Origin of the sequence: Xanthomonas massiliensis (assembly GCF_900018785.1) — a bacterium.
Taxonomy (GTDB): Bacteria; Pseudomonadota; Gammaproteobacteria; order Xanthomonadales; family Xanthomonadaceae; genus Xanthomonas_B; species Xanthomonas_B massiliensis.
Genome location: NZ_FCOY01000005.1, coordinates 44,397 through 58,134, shown reverse-complemented (window position 1 = coordinate 58,134; position 13,738 = coordinate 44,397). Strand labels below are relative to the sequence as shown.

General features: G+C 70.2%; 11 protein-coding genes. 4 read left to right on the top strand and 7 right to left on the bottom strand.

Translation table 11 applies throughout. The features are described 5' to 3' along the window. Positions 1–46: 46 nt before the first annotated feature. Positions 47–643 carry a 4'-phosphopantetheinyl transferase family protein gene (locus BN3794_RS02040; protein WP_066092607.1) on the bottom strand — a complete coding sequence of 199 codons (597 nt, stop codon included), beginning with the start codon at positions 641–643 and terminating at the stop codon, positions 47–49. A 111-nt stretch (positions 644–754) separates the two neighbouring features. Here BN3794_RS02040 and BN3794_RS02035 point away from each other — a divergent pair, with 111 nt between their 5' ends. Further along, on the top strand, positions 755–1,006 hold the full coding sequence (locus BN3794_RS02035; RefSeq protein WP_066092604.1) for a GlsB/YeaQ/YmgE family stress response membrane protein: 252 nt from the start codon (positions 755–757) through the stop codon (positions 1,004–1,006). A gap of 118 nt (positions 1,007–1,124) precedes the next feature. On the opposite strand, the gene BN3794_RS02030 is transcribed toward BN3794_RS02035, so the two are convergent. From BN3794_RS02030 to BN3794_RS02010, 5 genes are all read right to left on the bottom strand, one after another. Further along, complete coding sequence (locus BN3794_RS02030) at positions 1,125–1,547, bottom strand: GFA family protein (RefSeq protein WP_066092602.1); 423 nt, start codon at positions 1,545–1,547, stop codon at positions 1,125–1,127. A gap of 4 nt (positions 1,548–1,551) precedes the next feature. Next, entirely contained in the window at positions 1,552–2,322 is a 771-nt protein-coding gene (gene xth, locus BN3794_RS02025; protein WP_066092599.1) for an exodeoxyribonuclease III, read from the bottom strand. A gap of 96 nt (positions 2,323–2,418) precedes the next feature. Continuing rightward, positions 2,419–3,837 carry a coniferyl aldehyde dehydrogenase gene (locus BN3794_RS02020; RefSeq protein WP_066092596.1) on the bottom strand — a complete coding sequence of 473 codons (1,419 nt, stop codon included), beginning with the start codon at positions 3,835–3,837 and terminating at the stop codon, positions 2,419–2,421. Between the two features lie 126 nt (positions 3,838–3,963). Next, positions 3,964–5,628 (bottom strand): MFS transporter, encoded by a 1,665-nt coding sequence (locus BN3794_RS02015; RefSeq protein WP_066092593.1) that lies wholly within the window; start codon positions 5,626–5,628, stop codon positions 3,964–3,966. Between the two features lie 151 nt (positions 5,629–5,779). Beyond that, entirely contained in the window at positions 5,780–7,213 is a 1,434-nt protein-coding gene (locus tag BN3794_RS02010; RefSeq protein ID WP_236493154.1) for a hypothetical protein, read from the bottom strand. Between the two features lie 266 nt (positions 7,214–7,479). On the opposite strand from BN3794_RS02010, the gene acs reads away from it, so the two are divergent. The 3 genes from acs to BN3794_RS01995 all read left to right on the top strand — a co-directional run bounded on the left by acs (position 7,480) and on the right by BN3794_RS01995 (position 11,997). Continuing rightward, positions 7,480–9,423: an acetate--CoA ligase gene (acs, locus tag BN3794_RS02005; RefSeq protein ID WP_066092590.1), complete on the top strand. Its 1,944-nt coding sequence runs from the start codon at positions 7,480–7,482 to the stop codon at positions 9,421–9,423. A 108-nt stretch (positions 9,424–9,531) separates the two neighbouring features. After that, complete coding sequence (locus tag BN3794_RS02000) at positions 9,532–10,197, top strand: response regulator transcription factor (RefSeq protein WP_066092587.1); 666 nt, start codon at positions 9,532–9,534, stop codon at positions 10,195–10,197. 864 nt (positions 10,198–11,061) lie between these two features. Then, positions 11,062–11,997: an NAD(P)-dependent oxidoreductase gene (locus BN3794_RS01995; protein ID WP_201455247.1), complete on the top strand. Its 936-nt coding sequence runs from the start codon at positions 11,062–11,064 to the stop codon at positions 11,995–11,997. Positions 11,998–12,676: 679 nt separating this feature from the next. Here BN3794_RS01995 and BN3794_RS01990 read toward each other — a convergent pair. Then, a complete protein-coding gene (locus BN3794_RS01990; protein WP_066092584.1) occupies positions 12,677–13,732 on the bottom strand; it encodes an aldo/keto reductase in 1,056 nt (351 codons plus the stop codon). Positions 13,733–13,738: the final 6 nt, after the last annotated feature.

The window sequence follows — 13,738 nt, the reverse complement described above, 5'->3', positions numbered from 1 at the left end:
TGCGAGGCGCCCGGGCCAGGCCCGATCCGCGGCGAAGCGGGCCCGCTCAGCGCGGCCGCCATGCCAGCGCGGCGCGGAACACCGGCGTGGCCTGCCATTCGACCAGGCGCCAGTCCGCGGCCCGTCCCAGCGCCGGATCGCATTCGGCCAGGACCAGGCCGTGCTCGCCGGCGACGAAGGCGAGCCGGTGCAGGCCGAAGGAAATGCCGTGGCCGTGCGCCTTGAGCAGGGCCTCCTTGGCGCACCACAGGCGGAAGAACAGGCCGGGACGCTGGTCCTCGGGCAGGGCCTCCAGCGCGGCGATCTCGACCGGATGGAAGTAGCGGCGCACCACCTCCATCATCCGTGGCCGCGCGCGGATGCGCTCCAGGTCCACGCCCAGGCGCACGCCCTGCCCCAGCGCCACCAGCAGCTGGTCGCCGCTGTGGCTCCAGCCGGTGTCCCAGCCGCCGGCCGCATCCACCAGGTACGGCCGCCCGCGCGCGTCGCGCCGCAGCGGCACCGCCGCCGGCGCCACGTCCAGCGCCCGCCCGAGCAGCACGCGCGCCTGCGGCTCGCCGTGCGCGCCGGGCACATGCGGGCAACGCCAGGTGGTCACCGGGCCGAAGACGCGTTGCTCGCAGAGCGGGATCGGCGCCTGCATTCACTCCTCCTCCACAAAACCCAATGCTCCTGCCTTCCCGGACGCCGCCTTCACGGCCGCGCAGGTCGAATGGCGCCAACGCACCGCCCCGGTGCGACAGGAGGAAACACCATGGGCATCATCATCTGGCTGATCGTCGGTGGCGTCGTGGGCTGGCTGGCCAGCCTCATCATGAAGCGCGACGCGCAGCAGGGCATCATCCTCAACATCGTCGTCGGCATCATCGGTGCGCTCATCGCCGGCTGGCTGTTCGGTGGCGGCATCAACCAGGCCATCACCCTGACCACCTTCATCTATTCGCTGATCGGCGCGGTGATCCTGCTGGCGATCGTCAACCTGTTCACCCGCAAGAGCATCCGCTGAGCCACTCCGGGCCACGCAAGACCCAGCCCGGCTGCGGCCGGGCTTTTTCATGACGCGCATCCCCGTGCGTCACCCTGCGGGCGGCTTAGCCGCGGAAAAGGGTCGTCCTGCCATTTCTTCATGTCCGGTCGGCAGGATGGTGGACGCCGTCCTCGACCGGAATCGCCACCTCCAGCGCATACGGGTTCACCCCGTCCAGGCAACCGACGTTGTAGCCGTACTGCTGCGGATTGGAACGACGGCGATGGTGGGTATAGATGCCGCAACGGCCACAGAACCGGTGCTCGGCGGTGAACGTGTTGAACTGGTACAGGCGCAGCGCGTCCTCGCCCTGCAGCACCCGCAGCCCGGCCAGCGGCACCGAAGCGACGATCGCACCGCGGCGGCGGCACAGCGAGCAATCGCAGCGGCGCGGATCGACGATGCCGTCGGGCAACTGCAGTTCGATGACCACGGCTCCGCAGTGACAGCGCAGCAGATGCACCGGCCCAACCCGGGTACCGGCCACCTCGCGCACGGCCACGGATGCAGGTCCGGCCATTGCCTCAGCCTTCCAGCCGCACCCAGGCCGGGGCATGGTCGCTGGGCCGGTCCCAGGTGCGCGGTTCGCGGTCGATGTCCGCGGCCACCGCCTTCGGGCGCAGGACCTCGGAGACCAGGGTGAGGTCGATGCGCAGGCCGAGGTTGCGGCGGAAGCCGGCGGCGCGGTAGTCCCACCAGCTGAAGATGCCGGCGTCCTCGTGGTGCAGGCGGAAGGCGTCGTGCAGGCCCAGCGCCTGGATGCGGCCGAGTGCCTGGCGCTCGGCGGTGGAGGTGAGGATGTGGTCGTCGTTCCACACCAGCGGGTCGTGCACGTCGCGCGCGTCCGGGGCGATGTTGAAATCGCCCATCACCACCAGCTTCGGGTATCGCGCCAGTTCCGCCGCCAGCCAGCCATGCACGGCCTCCAGCCAGCGCAGCTTGTAGGCGTACTTGTCGGTGCCCACGTCCTGGCCGTTGACCACGTACAGGTTGACGATGCGGGTGTCGCCGACGGTGGCGGCGATCGCGCGGCGCTGCTCGTCCTCGAAGCCGGGAATGCCGACCTGGACCTCGGCCGGCGCCTGCCGGGCCAGGATCGCCACGCCGTTGTAGGTCTTCTGGCCGGCGAACACGCTGCGGTAGCCGAGCCCGGCCAGCACCGCGTCGGGGAAGCGATGGTCCTCCAGCTTGGTCTCCTGCAGGCCGACCACGTCGGGCGCGAAGTCCTTGAGCCACTGCTCCAGGTGCGGCAGGCGCACGTTGAGGGAATTGACGTTCCAGGAAGCGATCTTCATCGCGATAGCTTGCAGGGGTTTGCGCGCCGCGTCGAGGAACGGCGCGGGGATGGCCGGACCGTCGCCGGGCGGTGCTGCCGCCCTGCCGCGGCCGGGTCAGCGCACCAGGAACTCCAGCAGGCGCCCCAGCCGCGCGTACGGCGGCCGCAGCAGGTCGCTGGCGGCCCAGCGCGGCTGCCACAGCACCGGCATCAGCTTGCTCATCGCATCGAAGCCGGCCTGGCCGTGGTAGGCGCCCATGCCGCTGGCGCCGATGCCGCCGAACGGCAGGCCCTCGGCGGCGAAGTGCAGCAGGGTGTCGTTGACGGTGACGCCGCCGGCGACCAGCCGGCCGAGGATCCGCTCCAGCTGCGCGCGGTCGCGGCCGAAGGGGTACAGCGCCAGCGGCCGCGGCCGCGCCTGCACGTAGGCGATCGCCTCGTCCAGCCCGGCACAGCCGACGATGGGCAGCACCGGGCCGAAGATCTCCTCGCGCATCAGGGACAGCCCGTCGCCGGCATCGAGCACCACGGTGGGCGCGATCAGCCGCCGCGCCCGCGCCTTGGCCGGATCCACCCGGGTCAGCTCGATCACCTGCGCGCCGGCGCCGCGGGCTTCCTCCAGCCAGGCCAGCAGGCGCTGGTACCGGTCCTCGTCGAGGATGCTGCTGTAGTCCTGGGTGTCGGACAGGTCGCCGTAGCGCGCCTGCACCTGCTCGCGCAACGCGGCCACTAGCGCCTCGCGCCGCGCCGCGCCGACCAACACGTAGTCCGGCGCGATGCAGGTCTGGCCGGCGTTGAACCACTTGCCGGTGGCCAGGCGCGCGGCGACCTGGGCCAGCGGCGCGTCGTCGCAGACGATGGCCGGGGACTTGCCGCCCAGCTCCAGGGTCAGCGGCGTCAGGTGCGCGGCGGCGGCAGCCATCACCTTGCGGCCCACGGCGGTGGAACCGGTGAACACCAGGTGGTCGAAGGCCAGCCCGGCGAAGGCGGCGGCGACCTCCGGGCCGCCGCCGGCCACCGCCACGCGCTCGGGCGGGAACACCGAGGCCAGCAGCTCGGCCAGGAAGGCGGCGGTGCGCGGGGTGTGCTCGGACGGCTTGAGGAACACGTGGTTGCCGGCGGCGATCGCGGTGGCCAGCGGCACCAGCGCCAGGTTGACCGGGTAGTTCCACGGCGACATCACCCCGACCACGCCCAGCGGCACCGGGCGCAGCTGGGCGCGCGCCGGCCACAGGCGCCAGCCGGTGCCGACCGCGCGCGGCCGGCTCCAGGCCTTCAGGTGGGCGAGCAGGTGGTCGATGGCGGCAAGCACCGCCATGCCGTCGGCGAGCAGCGACTCGGCCTTGGCGCGATGGCCGAAATCGTCGGCGGTGGCCGCGGCCATCAGCTCCAGGCGATCGGCCAGGGCCACGCGCAGGCGCTTGAGGTCGGCCCGGCGCTGGGCCAGCGGCGGGCGCTGCTCGGTCCAGGCGCGGCGCAGGCGCTGCAGCGTGGGATGCAGGGTGGCAATGTCGGTATCGGCCGGCAGCGTCATCGTGTTGCGGAAGGCGGGAAGGCGGGAAGGACGCCGGCGACGCGGCGGTGCCCAAAGCAGGACGCCGGCGTGCGGCCGGCGTCCCGGGACGGCAGCGGCGACGGCCGCTGCAGGCGCGCCACGGCGTCAGCGCGTGATGTCGACGTCCTTGGTCTCGCGCAGGAACAGGGTGCCGATGACCAGGGTCATCACCGCCACGCCGATCGGGTACCACAGGCCGTTGTACATGTTGCCGGTACCCGCGACGAGGCCGAAGGAGATCGCCGGCAGGAAGCCGCCGAACCAGCCGTTGCCGATGTGGTAGGGCAGCGACATCGAGGTATAGCGGATCCGCGTGGGGAACAGCTCCACCAGGTAGGCGGCGATCGGGCCGTAGACCATGGTCACGTAGATCACCAGCACCCACAGCAGGAACAGCGTCATCGGGATGTTGATGCGGGCCGGGTCGGCCTTCTCCGGGTAGCCGGCGCTGGTCAGTGCGCCCTTGAGTTCCTTGGCGAAGGCATCGCCCCTGGTCTTGGCCTCGTCCTTCGGCAGGCCGCTGGCTTCGTAGGAGGCAAGTTCGGTGCCGCCGATGTCCACCTGCGCCAGCGAACCGGGCGCCGCAGGCTGGATGTCGTAGGGCACGCCGGCCTTGGTCAGCGCCGCGGTGGCGATGTCGCAGGAACTGGTGAACTTGCGCACGCCGGCCGGATCGAACTGGAAGCTGCAGGTGGCCGGATCGGCGACCACCAGCGCCGGCGACCGGGCACGGGCCTCCTCGATGCCGGGGTTGGCGTAGTGGGTCAGCCCCTTGAAGATCGGGAAATAGGTGATGGCCGCCAGCAGGCAGCCGGCGAGGATGATCTTCTTGCGCCCGATCTTGTCCGAGAGCCAGCCGAAGAACACGAAGAACGGCGTGGCCAGGGCCAGCGCGCCGGCGATCAGCAGGTTGGCGGTGGTGCCGTCGACCTTGAGCGCCTGGGTCATGAAGAACAGCGAGTAGAACTGGCCGCCGTACCACACCACGGCCTGGCCGGCGGTGGCGCCGAGCAGCACCAGCAGCATCAGCTTGAAGTTGCCGTTCTTGAGGCTGTCGCGGAACGGCTGCTTGGAGCCGCGGCCCTCGGCCTTCATCTGCTGGAACAGCGGCGATTCGCTCAGCTGCATGCGGATCCACACCGACACGCCCAGCAGCACGATCGACACCAGGAACGGGATGCGCCAGCCCCAGGCCTCGAAGGCCTCGGTCCCCAGCTTCATGCGGCAGCCGAGGATCACCAGCAGCGACAGGAACAGGCCGAGCGTGGCGGTGGTCTGGATGAAGCTGGTGTACAGGCCGCGCTTGCCGTTGGGCGCATGCTCGGCCACGTAGGTGGCCGCGCCGCCGTATTCCCCGCCCAGTGCCAGGCCCTGCAGCAGGCGCAGCACGATCAGGATCACCGGCGCGGCCAGGCCGATGCTGGCGTAGTTGGGCAGCACGCCGACCACGAAGGTCGACAGGCCCATGATCAGGATGGTGATGAGGAAGGTGTACTTGCGGCCGATGCGGTCGCCCAGGCTGCCGAAGAAGGCCGCGCCGAACGGGCGCACCGCGAAACCGGCGGCGAAGGCGAGCAGCGCGAAGATGAAGCCGGTGGTCTCGTTGACGCCGCTGAAGAACTGCTTGGCGATGATCGCCGCGAGCGAGCCGTACAGGTAGAAGTCGTACCACTCGAAGACGGTGCCCAGGCTCGAGGCGAAGATGACCTTCTTGTGGCCCTGAGTGAGTGCGCCGGCCGGGCCGGACGGATTGACGGTGACGGTAGACATGTTTGCTCCCCCTCCGAAGCAGTGAATGCCGGCCATGGGCGGCGTGGGTTCAGGTGGTCATGACGTGGCGTGGGTCTTGATGGTGGTTGGGTCTTGCGACGGGCGTGGACCTCCCTGTCCACGTCGCTTCGTCCCTGCAGGCCGAGGCCGGTCAGAAGGTGTACTGCGCGCTCACGCTGACCTGGTTGCCGCTGGTGGTGGTGGTGGCGGTGCCGTCGGTGGTATCGAGCTTGTCGTGCATCGCCTCCACGCCGAACTTGTACGGGCCGTTGGCGTAGATCAGGTTCAGTGCCGCCTGGCGGTTGCGCAGCAGGCCGCTGGACCCGAAGCCCATCCAGGCGATTACGTCGTCCTTGTCGGGCTTGTCCATCGAGTAGATCGCGTTGACGCTCCAGTTCTTGGTGAAGCTGTAGCCCACCTGGGCGTAGCCGCCGGTCTCGGAGATGTCGCCGAACTGCGACAGCGCGCCGAAGTTCTGGCCCAGGCCCTTGCCGGTGTAGACGAAGCCCTTCAGGTTCCACGGACCGGGCTTGAACGTGCCGCCCAGCGCGACGGCGCTGCTCTTGATTTCGGACTTGGGCATCGCCGCGGTGCTGGTGGTGCCGCCCACGCCGCTCAGGTCGATCTCGGAGTAGTGGCCGACCAGGTAGGCCAGCCAGTTGCTGCCGGCCACGTTCAGGCGCGCCTCGACCTGCGGCCGGAAGCCGGCATTGCCGCCGGTGAGGAAGTTGGTGGTGCTGCCCGGGCCGGTCCAGTTGCCGCTGAACGCGCCCACGTCCAGCCGCCACTTGGCGCCGGTGGTGCCATGGTTGAGGTCCTGCATCACCACGATGCCGGGGTAGCGCCAACCGATCATGCCGGTGCCGAAGCCCAGCGGGAAGGCGACGTGGGCGACCGAGTCGGTCACGCTGTCGAGCGGGAACAGCAGGTCGAACTGCTGGCCGATGCGGATCTTGGTGCCGGTGGCGGCATTGTCGAGATCCATGTACGCCTGGCGCAGGCGCGGGATCGGCTGCTGGCCGGCGTAGGCGCCGGTGCCGTTGTTGCCGCCGAACAGGTCGAACTCCAGGCGGCCGCCGCCGGTCCAGTTGTTGCCCATCTTGGCGCCGCTGATATCGAACCAGAAGCGGGTGTTGCGGATGTCCACGCCGCTCAACCGGCCGTCGCCGCCCGGCGTGGGCCACTCGGCGTTCTGGCCGTTGCCGAAGTTGTACGGACGCGACTGCGAGAACGCGGTCGCGTTGACGAAGCCGTGGAACGCCACCGAGATGCCGGGCGCGGTGGTGAACGCCGCCGGCTTGGCCGCCGCCTCCACGGCGGTGGTGCGGACCTTGTCCAGCTCGGTCTTGGTGTCGGCCACCTGGACCTGGGCCTGCTCGACCTGGGTCTGGGTCTGCGAGAGCTGGCTCTGTTGCTGCTGCTGGGACGAGACCAGCATCTGGACCTGGCGTTCCAGCTCGGCCACGCGCGCCTCGAGCGCCTTCTCTTTTGCGGTGGCGGCCAGGGCCATGCCCGGTGCGGCCAGGGCAACGAACATGGCCAGTGCCAGCGGCCGCCGCATGCGTGTTGCGATGGGGTGCTTCATTACTCCCTCCCGAATAATGACAGGAGCCGTCGATGCGGCGGCTGGGACGGAGCGTGCGGGGAGCAGGTGGCAAGCCTCCATACACCTTTGGTCGAAAAAGTGCCCGGGCGGCGCCCGTTTGCGACCATGGTCTAAGCGCCGGCACGCATGGCGGACGCGCGGCTTGCGGCAAACTGGCCTGCATACCGCGGTGCCGCATGATTCTCCGCGCGCAATCGCCGCCATTCCGCTCCAACGGCAAGGCTCAGGAAGCAAGAGAGGGTGCTATGACCGACATCTATCCCGTTCCGCCCGACATCGCCGCCAACGCGCGCGTGGACAAGGCGCAGTACCAGAAGCTCTACCGCGAGTCGGTGGAGGACCCCGACGCGTTCTGGGGCAAGGTCGCCGAGCGGCTGGACTGGTACGTCAAGCCGACCAGGATCAGGAACGTCAGCTACAAGCTCGACGATTTCCGCATCAAGTGGTTCGAGGACGGCGAGCTCAACGCCTCGGTCAACTGCCTGGATCGCCAGCTCGCCACGCGCGCGGACAAGGTCGCGCTGCTGTTCGAGCCGGACAGCCCCGACAGCCCCGTGCGCAAGGTCACCTACCGCGAGCTGTACGAGCGCGTGTGCCGGCTCGGCAACGCGCTGCGCAGCCTCGGCGTGAAGAAGGGCGACCGCGTCACCATCTACCTGCCGATGATCCCCGACGCGGCGGTGGCGATGCTGGCCTGCGCGCGCATCGGCGCGATCCACTCGGTGGTGTTCGGCGGCTTCGCGCCGAACTCGATCGCCGACCGCGTGATCGACTGCGGCAGCAAGCTGATCATCACCGCCGACGAGGGCCTGCGCGGCGGCAAGAAGGTGCCGCTCAAGGCCAACGTCGATGCCGCGCTGAAGATCCCCGGCACCCAGAGCGTGGAGACCGTGCTGGTGGTGCGCCACACCGGCGGCGCGGTGGACATGCAGGCCCCGCGCGACCGCTGGTTCCACGACGTGGTCGACAGCCAGCCGACCGAGTGCGAGCCCGAGCGCATGAACGCCGAGGACCCGCTGTTCATCCTCTACACCTCCGGTTCGACCGGCAAGCCCAAGGGCGTGCTGCACACCACCGGCGGCTACCTGCTCTACGCCAGCTACACCCACGAGCTGGTGTTCGACCTGCGCGAGGACGACGTCTACTGGTGCACCGCCGACGTGGGCTGGGTCACCGGCCACAGCTACATCGTCTACGGCCCGCTGGCCAACGGCGCCACCGCGCTGATGTTCGAGGGCGTGCCCAACTACCCCAGCGTGTCGCGCTTCTGGGACGTGATCGACAAGCACCAGGTCACCATCTTCTACACCGCCCCGACCGCGATCCGCGCGCTGATGCGCGAGGGCGAGGAGCCGGTGAAGAAGACCTCGCGGCGCAGCCTGCGCCTGCTCGGCAGCGTCGGCGAGCCGATCAACCCGGAGGCCTGGCGCTGGTACTACGAGGTGGTGGGCGATGCCCGCTGCCCGATCGTGGACACCTGGTGGCAGACCGAGACCGGCGGCATCCTGATCACCCCGCTGCCCGGCGCCACCGACCTCAAGCCCGGCTCGGCCACGCTGCCGTTCTTCGGCGTGCGGCCGGCGCTGGTGAACCCGGACGGCGAGCAGCTGGAAGGCGCCACCGAGGGCAACCTGGTGATCCTCGATTCCTGGCCCGGGCAGATGCGCACGGTCTACGGCGACCACCAGCGCTTCATCGACACCTATTTCCGCACCTACCCGGGCACCTACTTCACCGGCGACGGCTGCCGCCGCGACGAGGACGGCTACTACTGGATCACCGGCCGCGTGGACGACGTGATCAACGTCTCCGGCCACCGCATCGGCACCGCCGAGGTGGAGAGCGCGCTGGTCAGCCACCCGAAGGTGGCCGAGGCCGCGGTGGTCGGCTTCCCGCACGACGTCAAGGGCCAGGGCATCTACGCCTACGTCACCCTGATCGCCGACGAGCAGCCCAGCGACGAACTGCTCAAGGAGCTGATCGCCTGGGTGCGCAAGGAGATCGGCCCGATCGCCTCGCCCGACCACCTGCAGTGGGCGCCGGGCCTGCCGAAGACGCGCTCGGGCAAGATCATGCGCCGCATCCTGCGCAAGATCGCCGAGAACGCGCCCGACCAGCTCGGCGACACCTCGACGCTGGCCGATCCGTCGGTGGTCGATTCCCTGGTGAGCGATCGCAAGGTACGCTGAGCCACCGGGCACCGCGCGTGCGCCGCGCCGGTCCGGGAGGGGACCGGCGCGTGGCGCCGGCGTCCTCCGCCCATCGCGCACCTTCCCCCCTCTGATCCCGCACTGCCCATGCCCACCCTCCTGATCGCCGACGACCATCCGTTGTTCCGTGAAGCCCTGCGCGGGGCCGTGCAACGGGTGATGCCCGGCGTGGAACTGTTCGAGGCCGACACCGTCGATGCGCTGTACACGCTGGCCGACGCCCACCCGGACGCCGACCTGCTGCTGCTGGACCTGAACATGCCCGGCGCGCAGGGGTTCTCGGCGCTGGTGCACCTGCGCGCGCTGCATCCGCAGCTGCCGGTGGTGGTGGTGTCCGCGCGCGAGGAACCGACGGTGATGCGCCGGGCCATCGACCACGGCGCGTTCGGCTTCATCCCCAAGTCCGCCGACTCGGACACCATCGGCCAGGCCCTGTCCACGGTGCTCGACGGCGAGCGCTGGGTGCCGGCCGAGGTCGACAACGTGCCGCCCACCGACCGCGAGGAACGCGAGGTCGGCCAGCGCCTGCGCGAGCTCACCCCGCAGCAGTTCCGGGTGCTGCAGATGCTCGGCGCGGGCCTGCTCAACAAGCAGATCGCCTACGACCTGGGCGTGTCCGAGGCCACCATCAAGGCCCACGTCACCGCGATCCTGCGCAAGCTCGGCGTCACCAACCGCACCCAGGCGGTGCTGATGGCCGGCAAGCTGGCCATCGACGCCGACGGCATCGTGCTGCCGCCGGAAGAAGACTGAAGCCGAAGGCGCCTGACGTCCCGCGGCCGGATTCCGTGCCGCGCGGAACCGGGCGTCGTCCCCGCGAGGACGCGCTACCGTCCCCGGAAGTTTTCCTGCCCGGCCGGCGGGGGCTTGGCACGGGCCCTGCGCCCTCGCCGGGAACAGCGGGATTCGGGTCGTGGGCCACGCCATGCGTGTATGCGAGGCCGAGGTGCGTGACGTCGCACGAGGCACGTGACGTCTCACAGCCCGATTCCATGTTGCATGGAACCGAGCGTCGTCCCCGCGCAGGCGCGTTACTGTCCTGGAACCTTTCCTGCCGGGCGACGGGGGCTTGGCACAGGCCCTGCGCCCTCGCCGGGAACAGCGGGATTCGAATCGTGGGCCACGCCATGCGTGTATGCGAAGCCGAGATGCGTGACGTCGCACGAGGCACGTGACGTCTCACAGCCCGATTCCATGTTGCATGGAACCGGGCGTCGTCCCGCGCAGGCGCGCTACTGTCCTGGGAAGTTTCCCTGCCGGGCCGGCGATGGCTTGCGGCACGGGCCTTGCGACCGCGCTGAAAACATCGGGATTCGGGCCGTGGTCCCCCCATGCACGTGCGCGAAGCCGAAGGCACGTGATGTCGCACGGCCGGATTCCATGTTGCAAGGAACCGGCCGTCGTCCCCACGCAGGCGGGGACCCGGTGCCCGGGCTTGGAAAGGCAGGGCTGCCGGGGACTGCATAGCTGATTGATTTCACCGTGCAAGCCGCGGGATCCCGCCTGCGCGGGGATGACGAACACAACGCCACCTGCGGGCCGGGACACCCGCCACTGTCGCGCTTGCATCGCCTGGGGGATGATGCCGGTGCTCCCCCGTCCACCGTGGACCCTGCCGTGACTCCACCGACCCTGCTGGCGCTGGTCCAGCTCACCGACGCCGGCCGCCAGGCGATGGCCGACGAATTCGACCTGATCTACGCACCCGACCCGGCGACCCGCCGCGCCGCGATGAGCGAGCGCGCCGGCGACATCCGCATGGTCCTGAGCAACGGCACCACCGGCTTCGCCGCCGCCGACATGGACGCGCTGCCGCGGCTGGGGCTGGTGTGCGCGCTGGGTGTGGGCTACGAGAACATCGACGTGGCCCATGCGCATGCGCGCGGCATCGCCGTGGGCAACGGCGCCGGCACCAACGCCGCCTGCGTGGCCGACCACGCGATGGCCCTGCTGCTGGCGGCGGTGCGGCGCGTGGTGCGCTACGACCGGCTGTGCCGCCAGGGCGTGTGGCGCGCGACGCTGGAGATGCCGGCCAACGTCTCCGGCAAGCGCATGGGCCTGCTCGGCCTGGGCGAGATAGGCCTGGGCGTGGCACGCCGCGCCGCCGGCTTCGACATGGAGATCGGCTACGTCGCGCGCCGCGCCCACGACGACGTGCCCTACCGCCGCTTCGACGACGCCGTGGCCCTGGCCACCTGGGCGGACTACCTGGTGGTGGCCGTGCCCGGCGGTGCGGCCACCCGCCACCTGGTCGACGAACACGTGCTCGCCGCGCTGGGCCCGCGGGGCTTCCTGGTGAACGTCGCCCGCGGCAGCGTGGTCGACACCGCCGCCCTGGCGCGCGCACTGGCCACCGAGCAGATCGCCGGCGCGGCGCTGGACGTGTACGAAAGCGAGCCGGCGCCGCCGGCCAAGCTGATCGGCTACGACACCCTGGTGATCTCCCCGCACCTGGGCGGCTGGTCGCCGGAGGCGGTGGCCCGCTCGGAGCGCCACTTCATCGACAACGCACGGCGTTTCCTCGCCGGCGAGCCATTGCTGACGCCACTGTGAGCCTGGCCGCCCCCGGCATGTCCCCCCTGTCTCCTGCGGCCAATGCTTGCGGTGGCGGTGACTACGGCGGTGGCGGCAAGCGGCAAGCGGCAAGCGGTAAGCGGTAAGCGGTAAGCGGTAAGCACGAGACTGCGGGCGACGGCGGGATACGAGTCGTGGCCGACATCACACACTGTTCGTCTTCCCCGCGCAGGCGGGGACCAGCGACTTTCGCCGTGGAATCAATCGGCCACGAAAACGTTCGGCGACTCGTCCTGGAAGACTAAAGGCACGGGGTCCCCGCCTGCGCGGGGACGACGCGCTCAATGTCCATGGGGCATGCATGAGCGCATCCCATTTCTGATTCCCAGCTCCTCCCCTTCCGAGCCCCCCCCCCTTCGCCTGACGGTCGCGTATTCCGATGCCCCCCGGATGGCGCGAAGCCGGGGGCGTTCTTGTCGGCAGCCGAACGGTCTATCGCCCGAGGACAACCCGATCACCCGCGCAACGTCGCATCGGCTTCCGCTGGACCAGCCATGCGGCTGCGAAAAATCCGCGGGATCGAAGGTCTAGGTTTTCCCGGGCGGGGAACCAGGAACAACGTCCAGATGGACGGCGCGTCGCGCCCCCCCGTTGCCGTCAAGCGAATCGCATCGGCGCCACCGCGGGCGTTCGCCGTCACGGTGGCGCCGGGAAGGGCTCACTTGTCCAGGTACGGTGCCAACAGCGTCAGGTCGGCCGCGCCGAGGCGGTCGGCGGCGGTGTTGCGCTGGTGCCAGTACGGATACAGCAGCGGCAGCCGGCTGGCCTCGTCCAGCCGGGCGCGCTCCTCCGGGGCCAGCACGAGCCCGGCGGCGGCGAGGTTGTCCTTGAACTGCGCCTCGGTACGCCCGCCGATCACCAGCGAGGCCACGCCAGGACGCCCCAGCGTCCACGCCAGCGCCACCTGCGCGGCGGAGACGCCGTGCGCGGCCGCCACCTCCAGCAGCACATCGACGATGCGCCACAGCTGCTCCTCGTCGCGCACCGGCGGTTCGCTCCAGCCCGCCAGCCGGCGCGACCCCGCCGGCGTCCGGTCGTCGCGGCGGTACTTGCCCGACAGCAGGCCGCCGGCCAGCGGACTCCAGATCAGCGCGCCCACGCCCTGGTCCACGGCGATCGGCAGCAGTTCGTACTCGGCCTCGCGCGCCTGCAGGGTGTAGTGGATCTGCTGGCTGACGAAGCGCGGCAGCCGCTCGCGCGCGCCGATGCCCAGCGCCTTCATCAGTTGCCAGCCGGTGAAGTTGGAGCAGCCCACGTAGCGCACCTTGCCCTGGCGCACCAGCGTGTCCAGTGCCTCCAGGGTCTCTTCCAGCGGCGTCTGCCCGTCCCATTCGTGCAGCTGGTACAGGTCGATGACATCCGTGCCCAGGCGCCGCAGGCTGGCCTCGCAGGCACGCAGCAGGTGGTGGCGCGACAGGCCGCGGTCGTTGGGGCCGGTGCCCATCGGGAAGCGCGCCTTGGTGGCGATCAGCACCTGCTGGCGGCGCTCGCCCAGGGCCTGGCCGACGATCTCCTCGCTGGCACCGTTGGAATACGCGTCGGCGGTGTCGATGAGGTTGATGCCCGCGTCCAGGCACAGGTCGATCTGGCGGCGCGCCTCGTCCAGGCCGACGTGGCCGACCTTGGCGAACTCGCCCTTGCCGCCCATGGTCATGGTGCCCATGGCGAGCACCGATACCTTCAGGCCGGAATGGCCCAGCAATCGATATTCCATGTCGCG

Bases quoted from the DNA above. Each gene is read 5' to 3' on its own strand.
- BN3794_RS02015 (WP_066092593.1), bottom strand. From the start codon at position 5,628: ATGTCTACCGTCACCGTCAATCCGTCCGGCCCGGCCGGCGCACTCACT.
- BN3794_RS02030 (WP_066092602.1), bottom strand. From the start codon at position 1,547: ATGGCCGGACCTGCATCCGTGGCCGTGCGCGAGGTGGCCGGTACCCGG.
- BN3794_RS02035 (WP_066092604.1), top strand. From the start codon at position 755: ATGGGCATCATCATCTGGCTGATCGTCGGTGGCGTCGTGGGCTGGCTG.
- BN3794_RS02000 (WP_066092587.1), top strand. From the start codon at position 9,532: ATGCCCACCCTCCTGATCGCCGACGACCATCCGTTGTTCCGTGAAGCC.
- BN3794_RS02020 (WP_066092596.1), bottom strand. From the start codon at position 3,837: ATGACGCTGCCGGCCGATACCGACATTGCCACCCTGCATCCCACGCTG.
- acs (WP_066092590.1), top strand. From the start codon at position 7,480: ATGACCGACATCTATCCCGTTCCGCCCGACATCGCCGCCAACGCGCGC.
- xth (WP_066092599.1), bottom strand. From the start codon at position 2,322: ATGAAGATCGCTTCCTGGAACGTCAATTCCCTCAACGTGCGCCTGCCG.
- BN3794_RS02040 (WP_066092607.1), bottom strand. From the start codon at position 643: ATGCAGGCGCCGATCCCGCTCTGCGAGCAACGCGTCTTCGGCCCGGTG.
- BN3794_RS02010 (WP_236493154.1), bottom strand. From the start codon at position 7,213: ATGAAGCACCCCATCGCAACACGCATGCGGCGGCCGCTGGCACTGGCC.
- BN3794_RS01990 (WP_066092584.1), bottom strand. From the start codon at position 13,732: ATGGAATATCGATTGCTGGGCCATTCCGGCCTGAAGGTATCGGTGCTC.